The sequence below is a fragment of the Pseudomonas sp. CCI1.1 genome, from assembly GCF_034348165.1.
Taxonomy (GTDB): Bacteria; Pseudomonadota; Gammaproteobacteria; order Pseudomonadales; family Pseudomonadaceae; genus Aquipseudomonas; species Aquipseudomonas paracarnis.
This window is the reverse complement of record NZ_CP133780.1, coordinates 4760641-4783075: the sequence shown is the minus strand read 5'-3', so window position 1 is coordinate 4783075 and position 22435 is coordinate 4760641. Positions and strand designations below refer to the sequence as shown.

Below are 22435 nucleotides of genomic sequence, written 5' to 3'. Positions count from 1 at the left end.
GCTCGGTGAACCCACCCGCACTTATGGAAAAACTGTACTGCTGTACTGGTCATTTCCTACCGAAATATCCCACACACCAACTCAAAAATGCCTATTTCGCACCTTTTAAGTGCGCACAGGTACAGTTGCCCCAATTTCGTACCGTACAGCCTCGCTAAACAGTTAACTGGCCTCTCACAATACAGGTGAACTGTATCTAGAGAGTCTTGCCTCGGAGGAGGATCATTGGCATCAGTTAAACCACTACCTAATCCCGCCACAAGCGGAAGGATGTCATCATGGAACGTACACTCAGTTCCGAACTGTTCTTCGAAGAAAAAGCTGTAAACACCCAGGCTTCCCTGCCTTTGCGCGTTCTCGCCAACCTGATGTTGTGGCAGCGCCGCATCTCCAGCCGCCACCAGTTGGCTCGCCTGGATTCGCGCCTGCTGGCTGACGCCGGTATCAGCGAAGCTCAACGCTACGAAGAGCTGAGCAAGCCGTTCTGGCGCTAAGTGGCGCCCGCTGGCCCTGACCTGACGGGTCCACTGCCAGCACCCTGATTTGTCAAAGCAAAGCCCGCCCCGGGTAACCGGAGGCGGGCTTTGTTGTATCTGCGATAGCCCATTGGATTGGCTCGATTCAAGCACACAGATACAGTTTTAAATTTATAAAATATGACAGGTACAGTTTAATTACAGGCTTCCGAATAGTCCTGCACACGCCTAATATCGGTTCACCACGTGGCGAACCCTGTAGAGCGTGCGTCTGATGCTCGACAGTCCCAGTCCGTTTCATTGTGGCCGTTTCGCGCCACCTTATTATTCGTCTACAGGAGTTACCCCATGTCCCGTCTTCGCCTGCTGTGCACTGCCGCTGTGCTGACTCTGGCTGCCAATGCCAACGCGAGCAGCCTGATCATGACGACTGACTCGATCGTCGGCGCTCTGAAGGCAACCTCCGATGCCACGTCTGATGCCACCTCATCCCTGCGCGACAACAAGGTCGTACAAGCGGCCCGTGACGACGCCGCCAGCTTTGTCGCCAGCGAAGGCGCCATCCGTGGCGTGAAACTGGAAAGCGCCCTGGCCCAGATCCGCCAACAAGCGCCGCAATTGAATACCGCTACCGATACGCAGCTGGCACAGGCCATCCTGGCTATCTGACCCACGGCAACCAGACGGGAGCGCCTGCCGCTCCCGGATGGCTCGGCGCTGGCTCTCGCCCGGCCGTTGCGCTAGCCTTGGCGCTCGCTTTCAGTTGTCGAGTCCCATGGCTTTTTCATACCGTTTATTGATTGTTCCTGTACTGTTTTGCGCCTGCTGGTCACCCATGGCTTCAGCGTTGGATGTGTCCACCCAGAGCACGGTTGTCAGCGTGTATGCCACCAGCAAAGTGACCTCTGCGCCGTTCGACAATAAGTTGGTCCTGGCCGCTCGGGATGATGCTGCCGCTTTCATTGCCACTGACGGCCAATGGCGGGGCGCACGCCTGGAGTCCGCGCTGGACTATCTGCGCCGCACCCAGCCAAAACTTCATGCAAGCGACCTTGAACTGGCGCAAGCAATTCTCGTCCAATAATCATCGTTGTATTTCTATCTTTGTCATTGGAGTCACCCCATGCGTAGCCCGCTGATCGTCGCCGCCCTCGGCCTGCTGTTTTTGGCCGATGTCGCCCAGGCGCAAACCTTGAAGGCCACCAGCAACATCGTCGTGCGTGCCTCGGCGCGCACCATTGATTTCACCTCGGACACCACCACCTCCATCCGCGACTCCAAGATCGTGCGCGAAGCCCACGATGACGCCGCCAGTTTCGTCGCCACCAATGGCGAGATCCGTGGCGCCCAGCTGGAAGCAGCGTTCGATACCCTTCGCACCCGCGTGCCAGAAGCCCGTGATGCCAGCGACCAGACCCTCGCCGAAGCTATCCTCGCTCTGTGAGGCGCCTCAAAACCTGGCTCCTGGCCGGGGCCGTGCTGCTGTGCGCGAGTACGGCCCAGGCCGGCCTGCAACTGCGGCTCAAGACCGAAGGCTTGAGCCCGGCCGAACAGCAGGCCAGCCAGGCATTGCTGGATGAAGCGCTGCGCTCCTTGCCGCCGCGCTTTGTCGAGCAATTGGACCGACGTATTGATGTCGGCTGGACCGACAAGATGCCTGACAACGCCTACGGCCAGGCGTCCCTGGTGTCCGAGTTGGACCTCAACCAGAACCTGCTCGCCAGCCTGACTGACGGCAGCGCCGCCACCCAGAAAACCAATCGCCCCCACGGTACTGTGCGCCGGGAAATGCTCGCCACGGTGCTGCATGAACTGACCCACATCTATGACCGTGCGCGCCTGTGGTCCCAGGACGAGCGCACGCTGATCCAGCGCTGCAGCCGTCAGAACAACATTACCGGCTTGATCGGCTTGCCCGACCAGTGCCGTGGCCAGAACGACCGCCGCTTTACCCTCAGTGACGACCCACGCCTGTTGGATCTTGCCGGCTGGCCACAATATGTGGGTCGGCGCGGAGAGCGTGAGCAGCACAACCATCAGGTGGTGCGCAGCCCGGACATCTACGAAACCACCAGCCCGCTGGAGTTCGTGGCGGTCAACATGGAGTATTTCCTCCTGGACCCCAGCTACGCCTGTCGCCGCCCCGCGCTGTTCCGTTATTACAAGGATCACTTCGGCTGGGCCCCGCCTGAACAGGACACCTGCGCCAGTACCTATGCCTTCCTGAACGCGGGCAACGATTTCGCCAAGACGCCCCTGGGCCAGATCGATCCGGAGCGCGTGTATGAAATCGACTATCTGCTGGCCGAAGCCAACCAGAACCTGGTGAGCCGTTGGGGCCATAGCATGTTGCGTCTGGTGATTTGTGCGCCGGGCCGCCCGCGTGGCCCGGATTGCCGGCTGGACCTGGACCGGCATCTGGTGCTGTCCTACCGCGCCTTCGTCGGTGACGTCCAGCTGTCGAGCTGGGATGGCCTGGTGGGTAAATACCCGTCGCGGCTGTTCGTACTGCCGTTGGCCCAGGTCATTGATGAATACACCAAGACCGAACTGCGTGGCCTGGCGTCGGTGCCGCTGAAGCTCAGCCGTCAGGAAATCAACGACACCGTCGAACATGCGGCGCAGATGCACTGGAGCTATGACGGCAACTACTTCTTTATCTCCAACAATTGTGCGGTCGAAAGCCTGAAACTGTTGCGCAGCGGCAGCGCCAACCCGCAATTGACCGGCCTGGACAACATCACCCCCAACGGTTTGCTGGAAGTGCTCAGCGCCCGCGGCCTGGCCGATACCAGCGTATTGAATGACAAGCGCGAGGCACTGCGGCTGGGGTATCACTTCGACTCGTTCCGCGAGCGCTACCAGGCCATGTTCGATGTGCTGCGCAAGCAACTGCCGATCAAGCAGACCCAGGTCGAAGACTGGTTGTCCCTGGATGCGCAAGCGCGTCGCCAATGGTTCAGCCAGGCCGACCTGCGCACCAGCGCCGCGCTGTTGCTGCTGGAGCAGGCCAGCTATCGCAAGCAACTGATGCTCGCCCAGGATGAGGTCAAACAACGCTACCTCAATGCCCGCGAGCTGAAATACGGCGGCATGGAGAAAGCCAACAACACGCTGCAGCAAATTCTCGCCAACAGCGGCTTCCTGAGTCGCCCGGCCGAGTTGCTGGACAGTGGGGGTTATGGCCTGCCGCAACCTTCGGAAGCCAAGCGGCTTGAATCAGAAAGCGCCGAACGCCAGAAACAGTTGCAGTCGTTGACCGGCGAGCTGGATAAGGAGGTGAGGGCGCTGCTCGACCCATCCCGCGCCGCCGAGATTGCCGCCTGTGAAGCCAACCTCAAACAGGTGGGTGAGCATTTGCGAGCCTTGCACAAAGCCGCCGGCGGCCTGGAGCTACCCTGATAGTCTGGCAGCGACCACTATCCAAATGTGGGAGCTGGCTTGCCTGCGATGGCGGTGTCACAGCCATAAGAGATGTTGGCTGATACACCGCCATCGCAGGCAAGCCAGCTCCCACGTTTTGTTCTGCACCAACCTGAAGAATGATGCCTGCCCTTCATCAGCTGTTTTCTCAGCGAAAGCTGGCTGAAAGCTTCCCCGTCTAGGATCGCCCTCACTGCCGGCAACAGACCGGCTGTTAACAACAACAATGGTGATTCCCGATGTCCGCTCGTACCCGCCTGTTCGCTCCAACTCCACCCGTACGCCTCGTGCCTTTCGTTCTGCGCTGACCGCCACTCGGTTCGCCATTCCCTAGCCGCGCTACGCCTGGAGTATTCCTATGCTGACTTTCCTTGGCTTTGCCATGGTCATCACGTTCATGTTCCTGATCATGACCAAGCGCCTGTCCGCGCTGATCGCCTTGATCATCGTGCCGATCCTGTTCGCGCTGTTCGGCGGTTTCGCACCGAAGATCGGCCCGATGATGCTCGAAGGCATCACCAAGCTTGCGCCGACCGGCGTGATGCTGATGTTCGCCATCCTCTATTTTGCCTTGATGATCGACTCCGGCCTGTTCGACCCGGCCGTGCGCAAGATCCTCAAGATGGTCAAGGGCGACCCGCTCAAGGTGTCGGTCGGCACCGCCGTGCTGGCCCTGGTGGTGTCCCTGGACGGTGACGGTGCCACCACCTACATGATCTGCGTCGCGGCCATGCTGCCGCTGTACCAGCGCATCGGCATGAGCCCAAGGATCATGGCCGGCCTGATCATTCTCGCCGGTGGCGTGATGAACATGACCCCCTGGGGCGGCCCGACGGCGCGCGCCGCCAGTGCGCTGCATGTAGACCCGTCGGACATCTTCGTACCGATGATCCCGGCCATGGCCGCCGGTGTTGTGGCGATCCTGGTGATTGCCTACATGTACGGCAAGCGCGAACGTGCGCGCCTGGGTGAATTGCACCTGCAGGGCGACGAGATCGACCACAGCGAAATCAGCGTGTCGCAATTCCCCGACGCCCGCCGGCCGAAATTGATCTGGTTCAACGGCGCCCTGACCCTGGCGTTGATGTGCACCCTGATTGCCGGCCTGTTGCCGCTGCCGGTGCTGTTCATGGTGGCGTTCAGTATCGCCATGATCGTCAACTACCCGTGCCTGCAGCAGCAGAAAGACCGCGTCGCGGCTCACGCCGGTAGCGTATTGGCGGTGGTGGGCTTGATCTTCGCCGCCGGTATTTTCACAGGCATCCTGTCGGGCACCGGCATGGTCGACGCCATGTCCAAGAGCCTGTTGGCAGTCATCCCCGAAGCCATGGGCCCTTACCTGGCGGTGATCACCGCGCTGGTGAGCATGCCGTTCACCTTCTTCATGTCCAACGATGCGTTCTACTACGGCGTACTGCCGGTACTGGCCGAAGCTGCCAGCCATTACGGCATCACCGCGGTGGAAATGGCGCGGGCGTCGATCGTCGGGCAGCCCGTGCATTTGCTCAGCCCACTGGTACCCTCGACGTACTTGCTGGTTGCCCTGGCGGGTATCGAATTCGGCGATCACCAGCGCTTCACGCTCAAGTGGGCAGTGCTGGTGTGCCTGTGCATAATGTTCGCCGCACTGCTGATGGGGATTTTTCCGCTGTTCAGCACTCTATAATCGTACCGACTCACTCACCGCGCGGCGCTACAGCTTGCGCGGTTAACACTTGCTCAAAGGAATACACATGGAATGGCTGACCAATCCGGAAATCTGGATTGCCTTCTTCACCCTGACGGCTCTCGAGATCGTCCTGGGCATCGATAACATCATCATGATTTCGATCCTGGTCAGCCGCATGCCCAAGCATATGCAGGCGCGCACCCGGATCTTCGGCCTGGCACTGGCCATGGTCACGCGCATCCTGTTGCTGCTGTCGATCACCTGGGTCATGCAACTGACCGCCGACCTGTTCGTCGTGTTTGGCCAAGGCATCTCCGGTCGTGACCTGATCCTGTTCTTCGGTGGCCTGTTCCTGCTGTGGAAAAGCTCCCAGGAGATGTACCACGCGCTGGAAGGTGAAGATGAAACCCACGACGAGCCCAAAGGCGCCGGTGGCAAGTTCATCTACACCATTATCCAGATCGCCATCATCGACATCGTGTTCTCCCTGGACTCGGTGATTACCGCCGTCGGCATGGTTTCCCACGTGCCTGTGATGGTTGCCGCCATCGTCGTTGCGGTATTGGTGATGATGCTGGCTGCCGGCACCATCAGCGAGTTCATCGACAAGCACCCGTCGCTGAAAATGCTGGCGCTGTCGTTCCTGCTGGTCGTGGGTACCGTACTGATCGCTGAATCCTTCGACGTACACGTGCCAAAAGGCTACGTCTACTTCGCCATGGCGTTCTCGCTGGCGGTGGAAGCGGTGAACATCAAGATGCGTACCGCCATCGCGAAAAAGAAGAAACAGCAGGACCCAGTGAAACTGCGCAAGGACATTCCGGGTCAGTAAATTTGACCCGCGAGTGATCGTTCCCACGCTCCGCGTGGGAATGCCCTCTCGGACGCTCCGCGTCCGCAAAGTGACGCAGAGCGTCACAGGATGCGTTCCCACGCCGAGCGTGGGGAACGATCTTCATGACAGTTTTGTTTCAATCCCAAGTTTAGCTATGCGATGCTGGCGCAGAGCCCATTCGCCAACTACAGCTTAGGTACAAGACGTAGAGCGGCACGCGGTAACTTTCCTTCGCTCCTGCTGGAGCGCACCCACACGGGGGGCCGAGCATGCTGACCTTGCTCAATCTGCTTTCCGCCGTGACCCTGCTTATCTGGGGCACGCATATCGTCCGAACCGGCATCCTGCGGGTCTACGGTTCCAATTTGCGCCAAGTCATCGGGCAGAACATGTCCAAGCGCTGGCTGGCATTTGTCGCCGGTATTCTGGTGACGGCCATGGTGCAAAGCAGTAACGCCACCGCGATGCTGGTGACTTCGTTCGTCGGCCAAGGGCTGATGAGCCTCACGCCGGCCTTGGCCACCATGCTTGGCGCCGACGTCGGTACGGCCTTGATGGCGCGGGTGCTGACGTTCGATTTGTCCTGGCTGTCGCCGCTGCTGATCTTCCTCGGGGTGATTTTCTTCCTGTCGCGCAAGCAGACGCGGGCAGGACAGTTGGGCCGGGTGGGGATCGGCCTGGGCCTGATCATCCTCGCGCTGCAATTGATCGTCGAAGCCGCCGGGCCCATTACCCATGCCCAGGGCGTGAAAGTCATCTTCGCTTCGCTGACCGGCGATATCTTGCTGGACGCCCTGGTGGGCGCGCTGTTCGCCATGATTTCCTACTCCAGCCTCGCTGCGGTGTTGCTCACGGCCACCCTGGCCGGTGCCGGCGTGATCGGCTTGCACGTGGCCATTGGCCTGGTAATCGGCGCCAACATCGGCAGCGGGGTGCTGGCGTTTCTCAGTACCAGCATGCAAAACACTGCCGGTCGCCAAGTGGCCCTCGGCAGCCTGTTGTACAAATTGATCGGTCTGTTGCTGATCATTCCGGTGCTTGACCCGCTCGTGGGCTGGATGGACGGCCTGGACTACAGCGTTCAGGGCATGGTCATCACCTTCCACCTGCTCTACAACGTCAGCCGTTGCCTGATCCTGTTGCCCACCATCGGGCCCATGGCACGCCTGTGCGAATGGCTGCTGCCGGAACGCCCCGAAACCAACGGCAAGGCCAAGCCACGCCATCTGGACCTGGCCTCATTGAATACCCCAAGCCTGGCCCTGGCGAACGCCGCCCGCGAAACCCTGCGCCTGGGTGACTTGATCGACAATATGCTCACTTCGATGCAGGAAGTGCTGCGCGGCAACCAAACCGCCGTTACCCAAGAAATGCGCAGCCTGAGCGATGACGTCGAAGCGCTCTACAGCGCGATCAAACTCTACCTGGCGCAAATGCCCCGTGAAGACCTGAGTGAACAGGACAACCGCCGCTGGGCCGAGATCATCGAGCTGTCGATCAACTTGAAATTGGCCGGTGACCTGATCGAACGCATGCTGCGCAAGGTCCAGCAACAGAAGACCTCGCAACGCCGGCAATTTTCCGAAGTGGGCCTGGAGGAACTCAGTGGCCTGCACAGCCAGTTGATCGCCAACCTGCGCCTGGGCCTGTCGGTGTTTCTCAGCGGCGACCCGGAAAGCGCCCGTCAATTACTGCGAGAAAAGCGCCGCTTCCGTGCCCAGGAACGACGCCTGGCCCACGCCCATGTCAGCCGCTTGCAGCGCAAGATCGTGCAGAGCCTGGAAACCAGCTCCCTGCATCTGGAACTGATTGCCGACATGAAACGCTTGAACTCGTTGTTTTGCAGCAGTGCTTATGTAGTGTTGGAAACGTCCGACACCGGCGCGCTCTCTGCCGAAAGTATTGCCGACATCACCCATTCGCCCTGAACGTACGCCCGCGAGCGAAGTCAGTTAACAATGGACCTCATTCGCCAGGAAGCTTGTTATGCGTCGCCTGTTACTCGCCTGCCTGCTCTTGGGCTCGGTACACACCTTTGCCTTTGACCGTCTGCAAGTCGAGGGCTACACCTTGCCCAACGGCCTGCAATTGCTGCTCAAACCGGGCACCGAGCGTGGGCACGTGGCTATTCGCCTGGTGGTTGGGGTGGGCCTGGACGACTTCGGTTGCGAAGAAAAAGAACTGCCGCACTTGTTCGAGCACTTGCTGTTCAGCGGCATCGATGGCGGCGGCGAAGGCGACCTCGAAGACCGCATGCAAGCCCTGGGCGGCGAGTGGAACGCCTACACCAGCAACGCCGACACTACTTTCGTGATCGAGGCGCCCGCGCAGAACCAACGCAAAGTACTGGACCTGCTGCTGGCAATCCTCACGCGCACGCAACTGACCGACGCTCATATCAACGCCGCCAAACAGGTGGTGGAGCGCGAAGACGGCGGCCATTACTCACACTTGCAACGCCTGCTGGATCGCCAAGACCTCGGTCACAGCGCCAGTAACCAATTGGCCGTGGAGTTGGGCCTCAAGTGCGCCGAACGCGCCGAGGTCAGCCACCTCACCCGCGACCAGTTGGAGAAGCTGCGCAAAGAATGGTACGCGCCGAACAACATGACCCTGATCGTCGTCGGCGATCTCGACAAACTGCTGCCCGCCTACCTGGAACGCACCTATGGTCAACTCGACCCAGTGGAGCCGAGCGAACATCGCCCCCTCCCGGAAATCCAGCATACCGCCGCCAGCCACCGCGACCTGATCCGCGGCTGGGTGGGCGATGGCGCCAAGCTGCACTGGCTGTTCCCAGAGCCTGTGCTGGACGACCAGCACGATGAAACCTACAACCTGCTCAAGGACTACCTCGACTGGGCGCTGTACCGGCAACTGCGCCTCAAGCACGGCTTGTCCTACGGCCCATGGGTGGAACGCGAAGTGCTCGGCGGCGTTGGGTTCCTCAGCCTGAATGCCGACCTTGAGCGAGAAAACCTTCCTGAAGCCGAGCAGGTCTTGCAAGACCTCAAGGCCCAGTTGCTCAAGGATGGCCTCGACCCAACGGTATTCACACGCCTGCAACAAGCCGCCATTGCCCGCCAAGCGTGGGCAGTGCAAGGCAACAGCGCACTGGCCGACTATTACTGGAGTGCGGCCGGCGACTACTCCAATGGACGTTTCAGCGACCCGGTCAAACGCATCAAGGCCGTGAGCCTGGCGCAAACCAACCAGGCCATGCGCGAAGCGTTCCAGCAGCCGGGCTACTGGCGCATCGAAAAACCGCTGTTGAGTTATGACGCCTTGACCTGGATCGGTGCGGGCCTACTGGGCCTGATCATCCTTGGTTTGATCGGCCTGAGGCTTTATCGCAAACCTGTTGAGTAATGAGGCACAGAATATCGGGCCAAGGCGTTATTCTGTCTGAGATTTTTCCCACAACCAGTGAACCGCCCATGCCGAACTTGCCGCCCCTCATCCAGCGCGTTATAGAACTGATCAAGCGCTACCCAGGGGTGATTGCACTCGGCGGTTTCATCTCGGGGGTGGGCAGCTTCATCCTGGTAGACCGCCAGCAGGGCATGGCCAGCTGGATCGCGGTGATCATGCTGGTGAGCTGGTTGTGGCTGATGCTGGAGAACAGCTTTACGCAACTGTTCACCAAAGTCTTCAATCGCGAGATCCCTGAACCGCTGCTGCGCTACGCCACCCAGATGATCCACCAGGAAAGTCTGTTTTTCGTCCTGCCCTTCTTTTTCGTCACCACCGCCTGGAACAGCGGCCAATCGTTGTTCACTGGCCTGCTCGGCGCAGCGGCGCTGGTGTCGATCATCGACCCGCTGTATTACAAATGGCTGGCGCCCAAACGCTCGCTATTCCTGGCCCTGCACACCCTGACCCTATTCGCCGCGTTGCTGACCGCGCTGCCGATCATCATGCACCTGACCACCGCCCAGAGTTACAAACTGGCGTTGGGCGTGGCCATGGTCCTGTCGATCCCGAGCCTGGCCGTCAGCCTGCCGCTGCGTAGCCTCAAGGGCTGGGCGATGCTGCTGGGGGTAACGGCCGCCATCGGCTGCGCCGGCTGGTTCCTGCGCAGCTGGGTACCGCCCGCCACCCTGTGGATGACCGAAGTCGCCATCAGCACCCAACTGCAAGACCGCACGCCGGGCGACGACCTCAAGCAAGTCACCGCCGCCCAATTGCGCAGCGGTGGGCTGTATGCGTACACCGCCATCAACGCACCACGCGGGCTGGATGAGCGGATTTACCATGTGTGGAAATTCAACGGCCAGGAAGTCGACCGCATTGCCCTGGACATCCATGGTGGGCGCAAGGAAGGCTATCGCGCCTGGACCCACAAGCAGAACTTCCCGGGTGACGCCGTGGGGCGCTGGCAGGTGCAGGTGCTCACCGAAGACGGGCAAGTCATCGGCGTTCTGCGCTTCAAGGTGATAGACACAGCACAAGCGGACAACCCAAAGTAAGCCGGATCGTGCTATTACGTAGCAATTGTGGATAGCCAAACAAGCTCGGAGCTTATGACCACTCGCACGACGGCCGGCGCGGCCCATCTAGATACGTCCAGCACCCCGCCTTCGCTACGGATTACCGGCGACTGGACGCTGGCCCACTACGCCCACCTGAAGAAGCTGTCGGCCGCACTCGACGGCCAATACGACGCCGGCGCCCGCATTGACCTCAACGGCCTCGGCGCGCTGGATACCGCCGGCGCCTCGCTGCTGGTAGAGCTGCTGGGCCCTGCACGCATCGAACACTCTGCCGAACAGACCGATTGCACCCTGGCAGCCGCCGACCGTGCACTGCTCAAGACCGTCTACCGCTCCCTGAATGACTTTTGCGTACCGATCAAAGAGCCGGAAGAGGCCGCCGGCATTCAAGTGTTGGCTCGCATCGGCCGTGCAGTAGACACGGTCTGGCAAGACGCAATGAAGCTGTTGGGCTTTATCGGCCTGATCCTCGAAACCTTCGCCCGCGGCATTTGGCGGCCCAAACGCTGGCGCCTGACGCCCATGGTCGCCCACATCGAACAGACCGGCCTGGATGCGGCGCCTATCGTCGCGCTGCTGACCTTTCTGGTCGGCGCCGTCGTGGCCTTCCTCGGCGCCACTGTGCTCAAGAGCTTCGGCGCGACGATCTTTACCGTGGACCTGGTGGCGTTCTCCTTCCTGCGTGAATTCGGCGTATTGCTCACCGCAATCCTCATCGCCGGCCGTACCGCCAGTGCGTTCACCGCGCAAATCGGCTCCATGAAAGCCAACGAAGAAATCGACGCCATCCGCACACTGGGCCTGGACCCTATGGAGCTGTTGGTATTGCCCCGCGTGCTGGCGCTGCTGGTGGCGTTGCCGATGCTGACCTTCCTGGCGATGCTCTCGGGGATCGTCGGCGGTGGTGTGGTGTGTGCGGTGGCCCTGGATATTTCGCCAGCGATGTTTCTTTCGCTGCTGCAATCGGACATTGGCGTGCAGCACTTTCTGGTGGGCATGGTGAAGGCGCCGATCTTTGCGTTTTTGATCGCGGCCATTGGTTGCCTGGAAGGTTTTAAAGTCAGCGGCAGTGCCGAGTCGGTCGGCGCGCACACCACGTCCAGCGTGGTGCAATCGATCTTTGTGGTGATCGTGCTGGATGCGGTCGCGGCGATGTTCTTCATGGAGATGGGCTGGTGAGTCGTCTACACCGTGCGCCCACTGAGGCGGTGATTGAAGTACGTGGCCTGTGCAACCGTTTCGGCAGCCAAAGCGTGCATGAGAACCTCGACCTGGATTTGTACAAGGGCGAGATCCTGGCGGTGGTGGGGGGCTCTGGCAGCGGTAAATCCGTGTTGTTGCGCAGCATCGTTGGCCTGCGGCGCCCCAGCGAGGGCGAAGTGCGGGTGTTCGGCAAAAACCTGCCGAGCCTGCCTGAACATGAACGCTCACTGGTAGAACGCCGCTTTGGCGTACTGTTCCAGAAGGGCGCGCTGTTTTCCTCGCTGACGGTGACCGAGAACGTGGCTCTGCCATTGATCGAGCACGCCGGCCTCAGCCGCGCCGATGCCGAGCACCTGGCGGCGGTCAAGCTGGCCCTGGCGGGGTTGCCGCTGTCGGCGGCCGACAAATACCCGGCCTCGTTATCCGGCGGCATGATCAAGCGCGCAGCTCTGGCCCGCGCACTGGCCTTGGACCCGGACATCCTGTTCCTGGACGAACCCACCGCCGGTCTCGACCCGATTGGCGCGGCGCAGTTCGACCAACTGATCCTCACCCTGCGCGATGCGCTGGGCTTGAGTGTGTTCCTGGTCACCCACGACCTCGACACGCTGTACACCATCACCGACCGTGTGGCGGTGCTGGCGCAGAAGAAAGTGCTGGTGGCCGACGCCATCGATGTCGTTTCGGAAACGGACGACGCCTGGATTCACGAATATTTCCACGGCCCCCGGGGCCGCGCGGCATTGGATGCCGCTCAATCGCTCAACGAGGTATGACATGGAAACCCGAGCCCATCATGTGATGATCGGACTGTTCAGCGTAATTGTGGTGGTCGGCGCGATGCTGTTTGGCCTGTGGCTGGCCAAGTCCAGCGTCGATACCGCCTTCCAGGATTACGAAGTGATCTTCAACGAAGCGGTCAGCGGCCTGTCCCAGGGCAGTGCGGTGCAGTACAGCGGCATCAAGGTGGGCGACGTGATCAGCCTGCGCCTGGACCCCAAAGACCCACGCCGCGTCCTGGCGCGCATCCGCCTGGCCGGGCAAACGCCAATCAAGGAAGACACCCAGGCCAAACTGGCCCTGACCGGTATCACCGGCACCTCGATCATCCAGCTCAGTGGCGGCACCCCGCAGAGCCCGGAGCTCAAGGGCAAGGACGGCAACCTGCCGGAAATCATCGCGTCGCCATCGCCTATCGCACGCCTGCTCAATAACAGCAACGACCTGATGACCAGCGTCAACCTGCTGCTGCACAACGCCAACCACCTGTTCTCGCGGGAAAACGTCGAACGCCTGAGCAACACCCTGGACAACCTGCAACAAACCACCGGCGCCATTGCCGAGCAACGCGGCGACATCAAGGTGGTGATGCAGCAATTGATGCAAGTGAGCAAACAGGCGGGCGCGGCGCTGGAGCAAACCACCGTGCTGATGCGCAGCGCCAATGGTTTGCTCAGTGAACAAGGTAAGCAAGCCTTCGGCAGCGCCGAGCAGGCGATGAAATCCCTGGAGCAAAGCACCGCCACCATCAATACCTTGCTGACCAATAACCAGGACTCGGTGAACAGCGGCATGCAGGGCCTCAACGAACTGGCGCCAGCCGTGCGCGAGTTGCGTGAAACCCTCGGCTCGCTGCGCGCCATCTCCCGCCGTCTGGAAGCCAACCCCAGCGGTTACCTGCTGGGCAGCGACAAGAACAAGGAGTTCACGCCATGAAGCGTGCGTATCACATGATCGTCCCCATGGCCCTGGCACTGGTCAGCGCGTGCTCGATCCTACCCAAGCCGGACCCTTCGGACGTGTACCGCCTGGCGTCCACCCAGCCGGCCAGCCAAGGCACGCCGGTGAGTTGGTCGCTGCGCGTGACCAAGCCGCAGACCAGCGAGTTTCTCGACAGCCCGCGCATCGCCGTGGTGCCAGATGGCAACTTGATCAGCAACTACGCGAACTCGCGCTGGAGCGACCCAGCGCCGGTGCTGCTGCGTAATCGCCTGCTGGATGGCTTCCAGCGCGACGGGCGCGTGACATTGTTGAGCACTGACGAGACCAACCTGCAAGCCGACTATGAACTGGGCGGGCAGTTGCAGGCGTTTCAGAGCGAGTATCGGGGCAAGACGGTGGAGGTGGTGATTCGCCTCGACGCGCGATTGGTGCGTGGGCGTGATCAAAGGATTATCGCCAGCCGTCGGTTTGAAGTGAGGCAGCCGGTGAGTGACACCCAGGTGCCAGCGGTGGTGGCTGCTTTTGGCCAGGCTGGGGATCAGTTGAATAAGCAGGTGGTGGATTGGGTAGTGAGTCAGGGCAATACAGCACTGAAACCTTGAGGACCTCATCGCAGGCAAGCCAGCTCCCACAGTCTGATTTGTGAACACAGTCAAAGTGGGAGCTGGCTTGCCTGCGATAGCGATTGTAGCCTTAACCAAAAAACCAGTAGCACACCGAAACAGCCGCGACCACACCAGCAAACTCCGCGAACAACGCACACCCCACCGCATGCCGAGCCCGCTGGATCCCCACCGAACCAAAGTACACCGCCAACACATAGAAAGTGGTTTCCGTACTGCCCTGAATCGTCGCCGCCACCAAGGCCGGGAAGCTGTCCACACCCTGGGTCTGCATGGTCTCGATCAGCATCGCCCGCGCCGCGCTGCCGGAGAACGGCTTGACCATCGCGGTCGGCAGCGCGTCGACAAAGCGCGTATCCAGGCCCGTCCAGGCCACCACATGGCGAATCCCTTCCAGGCCGAACTCCAAGGCGCCCGAGGCACGCAACACGCCAACCGCACACAGCATCGCCACCAGATAGGGCAACAGGTTCTTGGCCACGTCGAAGCCTTCCTTGGCGCCTTCGACAAAGGCCTCGTACACCTTGACCTTGCGCAACGCGCCGATCACCAGGAACAGCATGATCAAGCCAAACAGCGTGAGGTTGCCCAGGATCGACGACAAACCGGCCAGCGCTGTGGCAGACAGGGTCGCCAGCAGCGCCATGAAGCCGCCCAGTACCAGCGCGCCGGGGATCAGATAGGCCAGCACCACCGGGTCCCACAAACGCAGGCGCTGCATCACCGCCACCGACAGCAGGCCCACCAGCGTCGAGGCGCTGGTGGCCAGCAGGATCGGCAGGAACACCAGCGTCGGGTCCGCAGCGCCTTGCTGGGCGCGGTACATGAAGATGGTCACCGGCAACAGCGTCAGCGAGGACGCGTTGAGCACCAGGAACAGGATCTGAGCGTTGGTCGCCGTATTGGGGATGGGGTTGAGCTCTTGCAGCGCCTTCATGGCTTTCAGGCCGATGGGCGTGGCGGCGTTGTCCAGGCCCAGGCCGTTGGCGGCAAAGTTGAGGGTGATCAAACCGATCGCGGGGTGCCCGGCGGGCACTTCGGGCATCAGGCGGCGAAACAGCGGGCCGAGGGCCTTGGCCAGCCAATCGACGATCCCGGCTTTTTCGGCGATCCGCAGAAAGCCCAGCCATAACGTCAGGGTACCGAACAGCAGCACCATGACTTCCACCGATAATTTGGCCATGGCGAAAATGCTTTCGACCATCGCCGCGAAGATCCCGGCGTTACCGCCCACCAGCCATTGCGCCAGCGCTGACACCATTGCCACGACAAAGAAGCCAAGCCACAGGCCATTGAGCATCAGATAAATCCCCCGAAAGATGGGGCGAATGATAACGGGGCTGGCAGAAACGACAAACCCCGGAATTCTCCGGGGTTTGTTTTCGATCAATCTGCAATCAGCTACGGGTGGCTTGTGCCGTAGGCAGGGCTTCCTTGCTGCGCCAGTGCGGCAAGGAATTCCAATAGCGCTCGCCCTTGGCGTCGTCGTACATGCCTTCCCAACGGGAGATAACCAGTACGGCCAAGGCGTTGCCGATCACGTTCAGGGCGGTACGCGCCATGTCCATCACACGGTCGACACCGGCGATAAACGCCAAGCCTTCCAGTGGGATGCCCACGCTGCCCAGCGTCGCCAGCAACACCACGAAGGACACGCCCGGCACGCCGGCGATGCCTTTGGAGGTCACCATCAGGGTCAGTACCAACATCAATTGCTGGCCGATCGACAGGTCGATGCCATACAGCTGGGCAATGAAGATTGCTGCGATGCTCTGGTACAGGGTCGAACCGTCGAGGTTGAACGAATAACCGGTCGGCACCACGAAGCTGCAGATCGCTTTCGGCGCGCCGTAGGCTTCCATCTTTTCGATCACACGCGGCAGCACGGTTTCGGAGCTGGCGGTGGAGTAAGCCAATACCAACTCATCTTTGAAGATGCGGATCAGCTTGAGGATCGAGAAGCCGAACAGGCGGGCGATCAAACCCAGGACCGCGAAGGCGAAGAACAGGATCGCGACGTAAACCAGGATCACCAGCTTGGCCAGCGGCAGCAGCGAGGCGAAGCCGAAGTTGGCGACCGTCACCGCGATCAGCGCGAATACACCGATAGGGGCGTACTTCATGATCATGTGGGTGACTTTGAACATGCTCTCGGACACGCCCTGGAACATGGTCACCAGCGGCTCGCGCAGCTCAGGCTTGAGGCTCGACAGCCCCAGGCCGAACAGCACCGAGAAGAAGATGATCGGCAGCATCTCGCCACGGGCAACAGCGGCGAAGATGTTCGAGGGGATCAGGTTGAGGATGGTTTCGATGAACGCATGTTCATGCTGCACTTCGGCGGCAGTCGCCTGGTACTTGGAGATATCGACGGTACCCAGGGTACTCATGTCGATGCCAGCGCCTGGGTGGAACAGGTTGGCGAGCAACAGGCCCACCACGATGGCGATGGTGGTGACGATTTCGAAGTAGAGGATGGTTTTGACGCCGATACGACCGAGCTTTTTCGCGTCGCCTACACCGGCGATACCGACGATCAGCGAAGAAATCACAATCGGGATCACGATCATCTTGATCAGGCGGATAAAGATATCGCCCGCCGGCTGCAACACATTGCTGATCCACCAGGCCTTTTCAGCACTGAAATGGTTGAGTACTGCACCGATTGCAATGCCCAGTACCAAACCGATGAGGATCTGCCAGGCGAGGCTTAGCTTTGCCTTCTTCATGTCATTACCCTTGCTTCAAGTGGACTTACGGCAAATGCGCCAGCTGCAACGCTCGAAAGCGAAAAAGTGTGTGCATCTGCCTCCATGGAAGGTCACCGCAGCGTGGCCGAAATGGCTTACTGGCAGGCGAAAAAAGGCGCAACTATTCCCATGCAAGGGAGCGACGTCTAATGCCGTAAACGCCTACCCCATGCCGAATCGGCATGGCTTTTTTTGAAATAATTTGTCCAAACGGTCAGTTCGTATCTGCCATTCCGGCGGGTGAATATGCCGTTGAGCGGCTAAATCAGGCTCGCGCAGAGATACTGGACGACTCGGATTGATTGGCAGAAATGTCTGAGAAATCCATCACCTAGCGCCAGAAAGATCCTATAGCGCCGATGAAAAATTCTCGATAGATGGTCACACCGACATACCCGGTAATGGTTGGCCAGAGGCAAAAAGCAAAACGGCGGCTATGAGCGGCATGAAACGCGGGGATGAGAGTCGTAAGCCCGCCGCAAGTTCAGCAAGCTTGAGGTCTTGTGAACTTGCGTCGCAGCTTTTCGCCTGACCCGGCCCTTGCGCAGGTACTCCCTGTACCCGTAGGTCACGCCGATCCTGATCGATCAGAGCAACCCGGCCCCCTGGTCATGCATCACTCAAGGAGCGATGCAAACAGAAAGAAGCACAAGGGCTTCCTTCTATGGACGCCAGCTCCGTCAGACGGAACCTAGTACCAATTCGGGTCTTTCTTGAGCTGCTCCATCAGCAGCTTTTGCATACCCTCGTCCGGCTTACCGAGAAAACGGTAATCGGCGTGCCGTGTCGGCGACTTGTCCGCTGGCAAACCAGCCGGGACTTCCACCAACATGGCGTAGGCATCTTCCTTGTCGAGGCTGAAGGCGACGATCAGGCGCTTGTTCAGGCAGGTGTCTGCGGTTTCGCAGAGCGGCCCGACCAAATACTTGTCGCCATCTTCCTCAACGGCATTCATTTGCTCGGCCGTGCCCGACAGGTTCATCACCCATTCGGGCAGGCGTTCCTCTTTCTTCACCACGTCTTGCCAGGTTTCACGGTACTGCGGATCCGCGCTGAGCAATTCGTTAGCCCGGGATTGGCCGTCATTGGCGGCCAAGGCAAGGCCACTGCCGCCCAACAGCAGGGCAGCAGCAAGGGCTTTAAAAGGCAGGCTGACCATATTCAACCTCGGCCTTTGCGACCAAAGAAGAACGAAGCGATAAACATCACCAGGAAGACCACAAACAGGATCTTGGCGATGCCGGTGGCGGTGCCCGCGATACCACCGAAGCCCAGGACTGCGGCCACAATGGCGATGATCAGAAATGTGATTGCCCAACTCAACATGGTGATTCTCCTTATGCTTCTATAGGGGTAACAGCGGTGATGCCGTGCAGTCGCTCAACATAAGCGACGTTTTTTGCCTAGAACACCCAACGGTCATGGGCCGGCAGTTCGTCCAGAGTGGAACCCTGATCTACCAGGCTCAATTGCGGGGCAGTCACATCGGCGCTGGCGCTGCCAATGGAACGGAAATGGGTCTGGGTCATGACGGGACGTTCAAATTGCGGGGCTGGCTGCGCACGCTCCTGCCAATGCTGCAACTGCTGGCCGGCAATCAACGTGACCATCAACGCCAGGCTGGCGAACAGGCCCTGCTGCAAGCGCAGCGGCGATACACGCAATTGGCTGAAGCTTTGGCGAGTCATACAGCATTACTCCCGCATTCTGATTATTCGTTCATGACGCTCTTGGGGGAGATATTGCAGAGTGCATGCCAGCTTTATTGCAAAATAAAACCTAATAAAATCAATAAGTTATACTTGATCGATGGAATCATCGCCTAGCATCCTGCACGATGCCTCGGTATAGGCCGTGCGAAATGCACGATGCCCAGTAGACGGAACCAGACACTTGGCGCGCACATCGAAGGGTCGAAGAGCAATAAGGCCTTAAAATGTCCGCAAACCACGTCTGTAGGAAGGCGCGCAGATAGCTGCACGAAGAAGCCTTTTATGAATCAGAATAAACCATGCAACTTGCCCGATTATTCCGGGACTAAACACCATCACATTTATAGTTAAGGAGTGCGGGACAGATGGATTCAGCCAAGGAACTTCAAGGCCGCATTCTTTTAGTGGATGACGAATCCGCGATCCTGCGCACCTTCCGCTATTGCCTGGAAGATGAGGGCTACACCGTCGCCACCGCGAACAGCGCCGCACAGGCCGATGCCCTGATGCAGCGTCAGGTGTTCGACCTGTGCTTCCTCGACCTGCGGCTGGGCGAGGACAATGGCCTGGACGTGCTGGCCCAGATGCGCGTGCAGGCTCCGTGGATGCGCGTGGTGATTGTGACCGCCCATTCGGCTGTGGATACCGCCGTGGACGCCATCCAGGCTGGCGCCGCCGACTACCTGGTCAAACCTTGCAGCCCAGACCAATTGCGCCTGGCTACCGCCAAGCAACTGGAAGTGCGTCAGCTCTCAGCGCGGTTGGAAGCACTGGAAGGCGAAGTGCGCCAGCCCAAAGACGGCCTCGACTCCCATAGTCCGGCCATGATGGTGGTGTTGGAAACCGCGCGGCAGGTGGCCGGAACGGACGCCAACATCTTGATCCTCGGCGAGTCCGGCACCGGTAAAGGTGAGTTGGCCCGGGCGATACACGGCTGGAGCAAACGCTCGAAGAAGTCCTGCGTGACCATCAACTGCCCCTCACTGACCGCCGAACTAATGGAAAGCGAACTGTTCGGCCACAGCCGCGGCGCGTTCACCGGCGCCAGTGAAAGCACCTTGGGCCGAGTGAATCAGGCGGACGGCGGCACGCTTTTTCTCGACGAGATCGGCGATTTCCCCCTCACGTTGCAACCCAAGTTGCTGCGGTTTATCCAGGACAAAGAGTATGAGCGCGTGGGCGACCCGGTCACTCGCCGCGCCGACGTGCGCATCCTCGCAGCCACCAACCTGAACCTGGAAGACATGGTGCGCGATGGCCGGTTCCGTGAAGACTTGCTCTACCGCCTGAATGTCATCACCTTGCACTTGCCGCCGCTGCGCGAACGCAGTGAAGACATCCTGACCCTGGCTGACCGCTTCCTTGCCCGCTTCGTCAAGGAATACGCACGCCCGGCACGCGGCTTCAGTGATAATGCCCGCGAAGCGCTACTCAACTATCGCTGGCCCGGCAACATCCGCGAACTGCGTAACGTGGTGGAACGCGCCAGCATCATCTGCCCTCAGGAAAAGGTGGAGATCAGCCACCTGGGGATGGCCGAGCAACCGGCCAACAATGCACCGCGTATCGGAGCGGCTTTGAGCCTGGACGAGCTGGAAAAAGCTCATATCGGCGCCGTACTTGCGACCAGCGACACGCTGGACCAAGCGGCCCGCACACTCGGCATCGATGCGTCGACGCTGTACCGCAAACGCAAGCAGTACAACCTTTGAACAGGACTTTATGAAGCTCGCGATGAAACTGCGCACCCGGTTATTCCTGAGCATCTCAGCGTTGATTACCGTGGCTTTGCTGGGGTTGATCCTGGGCTTGGTCAGCGTCATGCAAATGGCCAAGACCCAGGAATCGTTGATCCGCAGTAATTTCATCACCCTGGACCTGGGGCTCAAGTTGCGTCAGAGCCTGGGCGACCAGTTGATCATGATGCTGGAGAAGCGTCCCGACCCAGACGCCCTGCAAGCCTCAAAGCAGCATTATTTCGATCTGTTGGACCAGGGCATCGCCCATGAACAGGCCGACGGCAAAAACCATGGTTTCAGCCAGGCACGCTCGGATTACCAGAATCTGCTCAATGCGTTTGACCAATCCCAACAGGCATCACCGCCTGCGGGCAGCAAGGAAAAGCTCACCGAAACCTTCAACATACTGCGCAACGGCTTGATTGCCGAACACAAGCGGGCGCTGGAAAATATCAGTACCAGTGAGCACAAATCCCGTGAGCGCGCCTTGTTGATAGCGGGCCTGCTCGGGCTGGTGGGGCTCGCGGTGCTGATCATCGGTTTCGTCACGGCCCATGGCATCGCCCGGCGTTTCGGTGGTCCCATCGAGGCCCTGGCCAAGGCCGCCGACAAGATCGGGCAGGGCGACTTTGAAGTCACGCTGCCGATCTCCTCCGCAGCGGAAATGAACCTGCTGACCCGCCGTTTCGGCATCATGGCCGAAGCGTTGCGCCAACATCAGGCCACTAACATCGATGAGCTGCTGGCCGGCCAGCAGCGCCTGCAAGCGGTGCTCGACAGTATCGATGACGGCCTGTTGATGATTGATCGCCAAGGCTGCCTGGAGCACCTCAACCCTGTGGCGCAGCGCCAATTGGGCTGGGATGAGGAGCGGCTGGGTCAAGGGCTTGGCGAAGCCATGGGTCGCGCGGAAATGGATGAACAGCTGCAACTGGTGCTACGCGGCGGCAACCTGGAGCGGGCCCCGGATGATCTGGAGGTGGAAGTCGAGGGTGAGTTACGCCTGCTGACCTACAGCCTGACCCCGGTTAGCCATACACAGGGGCACATTCTCGGGGCCGTGATGGTGCTGCATGACGTGACGGAACAGCGCGCCTTCGAACGGGTGCGCAGCGAGTTCGTGTTGCGCGCCTCTCATGAGCTGCGCACCCCGGTTACCGGCATGCACATGGCCTTCGGCTTGTTCCGTGAGCGGGCCAAATTCCCTGCGGACTCCCGCGAGGCGGACCTGCTGGATACGGTCAATGAAGAGATGCAGCGCCTGATGCAGTTGATCAATGACCTGCTCAACTTCTCGCGTTACCAGAACGGCCTGCAAAAACTCACCCTGGGGACGTGCGATGTCACCGACTTGCTGGAGCACGCACGGGCCCGATTTGCTGAGCCTGCGAACGCCCAGCACATTGAGTTGCTGGTAGAAGCTCAACCTGAATTGCCACGGCTGTATGCCGACCAAGTGCAACTGGAGCGGGTGCTCGACAACCTGCTGGGCAATGCCCTGCGCCACACCGCCGAAGGCGGGCAGATTCGTCTGCAGGCACGACGGCATGGTGAGCGGGTGATTATCAGCGTCGAGGATAACGGCGAAGGCATTGCCTACGGCCAGCAAGGGCGGATCTTCGAACCCTTTGTACAGGTGGGCCGCAAGAAGGGCGGTGCGGGCCTGGGCTTGGCACTGTGCAAGGAAATCGTGCAATTGCACGGCGGCCGCATGGGTGTGTACTCGCGGCCGGGGCAGGGTACGCAGTTCTATATGGCATTACCCCTGTAGGAGAGAGCTTGCTCGCTCC

21 protein-coding genes are annotated in these 22435 nt (G+C 60.2%); 16 read left to right on the top strand and 5 right to left on the bottom strand.

All coding sequences use genetic code 11. The annotated features are described in order from the left end of the window. The first annotated feature begins 278 nt into the window (after positions 1 to 278). The 14 genes from RHM69_RS21760 (at position 279) to RHM69_RS21695 (ending at position 14423) form a co-directional block, all read left to right on the top strand. Positions 279 to 494 carry a DUF1127 domain-containing protein gene (locus RHM69_RS21760; protein ID WP_003187413.1) on the top strand — a complete coding sequence of 72 codons (216 nt, stop codon included), beginning with the start codon at positions 279 to 281 and terminating at the stop codon, positions 492 to 494. A gap of 330 nt (positions 495 to 824) precedes the next feature. Beyond that, on the top strand, positions 825 to 1145 hold the full coding sequence (locus RHM69_RS21755) for a DUF2388 domain-containing protein (RefSeq protein ID WP_003187411.1): 321 nt from the start codon (positions 825 to 827) through the stop codon (positions 1143 to 1145). Positions 1146 to 1251: 106 nt separating this feature from the next. Next, the gene (locus RHM69_RS21750; RefSeq protein ID WP_014716356.1) at positions 1252 to 1560 is read left to right on the top strand and encodes a DUF2388 domain-containing protein; all 309 of its coding nucleotides are present in this window, start codon (positions 1252 to 1254) and stop codon (positions 1558 to 1560) included. A 39-nt stretch (positions 1561 to 1599) separates the two neighbouring features. Continuing rightward, entirely contained in the window at positions 1600 to 1920 is a 321-nt protein-coding gene (locus tag RHM69_RS21745; protein WP_003187408.1) for a DUF2388 domain-containing protein, read from the top strand. Further along, positions 1917 to 3878: a DUF4105 domain-containing protein gene (locus RHM69_RS21740; RefSeq protein WP_019816933.1), complete on the top strand. Its 1962-nt coding sequence runs from the start codon at positions 1917 to 1919 to the stop codon at positions 3876 to 3878. Before RHM69_RS21745 ends, RHM69_RS21740 begins: the two co-directional genes overlap by 4 nt. A gap of 379 nt (positions 3879 to 4257) precedes the next feature. Then, a complete protein-coding gene (locus tag RHM69_RS21735) occupies positions 4258 to 5565 on the top strand; it encodes a CitMHS family transporter (RefSeq protein ID WP_003187405.1) in 1308 nt (435 codons plus the stop codon). Between the two features lie 67 nt (positions 5566 to 5632). Then, on the top strand, positions 5633 to 6400 hold the full coding sequence (locus tag RHM69_RS21730; protein ID WP_014716354.1) for a TerC family protein: 768 nt from the start codon (positions 5633 to 5635) through the stop codon (positions 6398 to 6400). Between the two features lie 272 nt (positions 6401 to 6672). Then, on the top strand, positions 6673 to 8331 hold the full coding sequence (locus RHM69_RS21725) for a Na/Pi cotransporter family protein (RefSeq protein ID WP_003187402.1): 1659 nt from the start codon (positions 6673 to 6675) through the stop codon (positions 8329 to 8331). Between the two features lie 58 nt (positions 8332 to 8389). Beyond that, positions 8390 to 9772, top strand: coding sequence for a M16 family metallopeptidase (locus tag RHM69_RS21720; protein WP_130174819.1), 1383 nt, complete (start codon positions 8390 to 8392; stop codon positions 9770 to 9772). A gap of 68 nt (positions 9773 to 9840) precedes the next feature. Further along, positions 9841 to 10872: a DUF5924 family protein gene (locus RHM69_RS21715; protein ID WP_003187399.1), complete on the top strand. Its 1032-nt coding sequence runs from the start codon at positions 9841 to 9843 to the stop codon at positions 10870 to 10872. A gap of 54 nt (positions 10873 to 10926) precedes the next feature. Continuing rightward, positions 10927 to 12075, top strand: a complete 1149-nt coding sequence (locus tag RHM69_RS21710) for an ABC transporter permease (protein WP_019816930.1) — start codon at positions 10927 to 10929, stop codon at positions 12073 to 12075. Further along, on the top strand, positions 12072 to 12875 hold the full coding sequence (locus tag RHM69_RS21705) for an ABC transporter ATP-binding protein (RefSeq protein ID WP_014716351.1): 804 nt from the start codon (positions 12072 to 12074) through the stop codon (positions 12873 to 12875). The genes RHM69_RS21710 and RHM69_RS21705 overlap by 4 nt, the downstream gene beginning before the upstream one ends. Position 12876: 1 nt before the next feature. After that, positions 12877 to 13815, top strand: coding sequence for an MlaD family protein (locus RHM69_RS21700; protein ID WP_003187394.1), 939 nt, complete (start codon positions 12877 to 12879; stop codon positions 13813 to 13815). Next, positions 13812 to 14423 carry an ABC-type transport auxiliary lipoprotein family protein gene (locus tag RHM69_RS21695; RefSeq protein WP_019816929.1) on the top strand — a complete coding sequence of 204 codons (612 nt, stop codon included), beginning with the start codon at positions 13812 to 13814 and terminating at the stop codon, positions 14421 to 14423. The genes RHM69_RS21700 and RHM69_RS21695 overlap by 4 nt, the downstream gene beginning before the upstream one ends. Positions 14424 to 14514: 91 nt before the next feature. Here the strand turns inward: RHM69_RS21695 and RHM69_RS21690 are convergent, their stop codons facing one another. The 5 genes from RHM69_RS21690 to RHM69_RS21670 all read right to left on the bottom strand — a co-directional run bounded on the left by RHM69_RS21690 (position 14515) and on the right by RHM69_RS21670 (position 18882). Further along, positions 14515 to 15744 (bottom strand): nucleoside recognition domain-containing protein, encoded by a 1230-nt coding sequence (locus tag RHM69_RS21690; RefSeq protein ID WP_019816928.1) that lies wholly within the window; start codon positions 15742 to 15744, stop codon positions 14515 to 14517. A gap of 97 nt (positions 15745 to 15841) precedes the next feature. Beyond that, on the bottom strand, positions 15842 to 17173 hold the full coding sequence (gene gltP, locus RHM69_RS21685) for a glutamate/aspartate:proton symporter GltP (RefSeq protein ID WP_003187390.1): 1332 nt from the start codon (positions 17171 to 17173) through the stop codon (positions 15842 to 15844). A gap of 712 nt (positions 17174 to 17885) precedes the next feature. Then, positions 17886 to 18353: an inhibitor of vertebrate lysozyme family protein gene (locus RHM69_RS21680; RefSeq protein ID WP_014716348.1), complete on the bottom strand. Its 468-nt coding sequence runs from the start codon at positions 18351 to 18353 to the stop codon at positions 17886 to 17888. 2 nt (positions 18354 to 18355) lie between these two features. Beyond that, on the bottom strand, positions 18356 to 18520 hold the full coding sequence (locus RHM69_RS21675) for a DUF1328 domain-containing protein (protein ID WP_003187386.1): 165 nt from the start codon (positions 18518 to 18520) through the stop codon (positions 18356 to 18358). Positions 18521 to 18597: 77 nt separating this feature from the next. Next, positions 18598 to 18882, bottom strand: a complete 285-nt coding sequence (locus tag RHM69_RS21670; protein ID WP_014716347.1) for a hypothetical protein — start codon at positions 18880 to 18882, stop codon at positions 18598 to 18600. 389 nt (positions 18883 to 19271) lie between these two features. Between RHM69_RS21670 and algB the strand changes: the two genes are divergently transcribed. Continuing rightward, entirely contained in the window at positions 19272 to 20618 is a 1347-nt protein-coding gene (gene algB / locus RHM69_RS21665; protein ID WP_014716346.1) for a sigma-54-dependent response regulator transcription factor AlgB, read from the top strand. Positions 20619 to 20628: 10 nt separating this feature from the next. Then, entirely contained in the window at positions 20629 to 22416 is a 1788-nt protein-coding gene (locus RHM69_RS21660) for a KinB sensor domain-containing domain (RefSeq protein ID WP_122300854.1), read from the top strand. Positions 22417 to 22435: the final 19 nt, after the last annotated feature.

Coding starts and splice junctions, on each gene's coding strand:
- algB (WP_014716346.1), top strand. CDS start 19,272: ATGGATTCAGCCAAGGAACTTCAAGGCCGCATTCTTTTAGTGGATGAC.
- RHM69_RS21735 (WP_003187405.1), top strand. CDS start 4,258: ATGCTGACTTTCCTTGGCTTTGCCATGGTCATCACGTTCATGTTCCTG.
- RHM69_RS21675 (WP_003187386.1), bottom strand. CDS start 18,520: ATGTTGAGTTGGGCAATCACATTTCTGATCATCGCCATTGTGGCCGCA.
- RHM69_RS21760 (WP_003187413.1), top strand. CDS start 279: ATGGAACGTACACTCAGTTCCGAACTGTTCTTCGAAGAAAAAGCTGTA.
- RHM69_RS21695 (WP_019816929.1), top strand. CDS start 13,812: ATGAAGCGTGCGTATCACATGATCGTCCCCATGGCCCTGGCACTGGTC.
- RHM69_RS21680 (WP_014716348.1), bottom strand. CDS start 18,353: ATGGTCAGCCTGCCTTTTAAAGCCCTTGCTGCTGCCCTGCTGTTGGGC.
- RHM69_RS21660 (WP_122300854.1), top strand. CDS start 20,629: ATGAAGCTCGCGATGAAACTGCGCACCCGGTTATTCCTGAGCATCTCA.
- RHM69_RS21700 (WP_003187394.1), top strand. CDS start 12,877: ATGGAAACCCGAGCCCATCATGTGATGATCGGACTGTTCAGCGTAATT.
- RHM69_RS21755 (WP_003187411.1), top strand. CDS start 825: ATGTCCCGTCTTCGCCTGCTGTGCACTGCCGCTGTGCTGACTCTGGCT.
- gltP (WP_003187390.1), bottom strand. CDS start 17,173: ATGAAGAAGGCAAAGCTAAGCCTCGCCTGGCAGATCCTCATCGGTTTG.
- RHM69_RS21725 (WP_003187402.1), top strand. CDS start 6,673: ATGCTGACCTTGCTCAATCTGCTTTCCGCCGTGACCCTGCTTATCTGG.
- RHM69_RS21670 (WP_014716347.1), bottom strand. CDS start 18,882: ATGACTCGCCAAAGCTTCAGCCAATTGCGTGTATCGCCGCTGCGCTTG.
- RHM69_RS21720 (WP_130174819.1), top strand. CDS start 8,390: ATGCGTCGCCTGTTACTCGCCTGCCTGCTCTTGGGCTCGGTACACACC.
- RHM69_RS21715 (WP_003187399.1), top strand. CDS start 9,841: ATGCCGAACTTGCCGCCCCTCATCCAGCGCGTTATAGAACTGATCAAG.
- RHM69_RS21710 (WP_019816930.1), top strand. CDS start 10,927: ATGACCACTCGCACGACGGCCGGCGCGGCCCATCTAGATACGTCCAGC.
- RHM69_RS21750 (WP_014716356.1), top strand. CDS start 1,252: ATGGCTTTTTCATACCGTTTATTGATTGTTCCTGTACTGTTTTGCGCC.
- RHM69_RS21730 (WP_014716354.1), top strand. CDS start 5,633: ATGGAATGGCTGACCAATCCGGAAATCTGGATTGCCTTCTTCACCCTG.
- RHM69_RS21745 (WP_003187408.1), top strand. CDS start 1,600: ATGCGTAGCCCGCTGATCGTCGCCGCCCTCGGCCTGCTGTTTTTGGCC.
- RHM69_RS21690 (WP_019816928.1), bottom strand. CDS start 15,744: ATGCTCAATGGCCTGTGGCTTGGCTTCTTTGTCGTGGCAATGGTGTCA.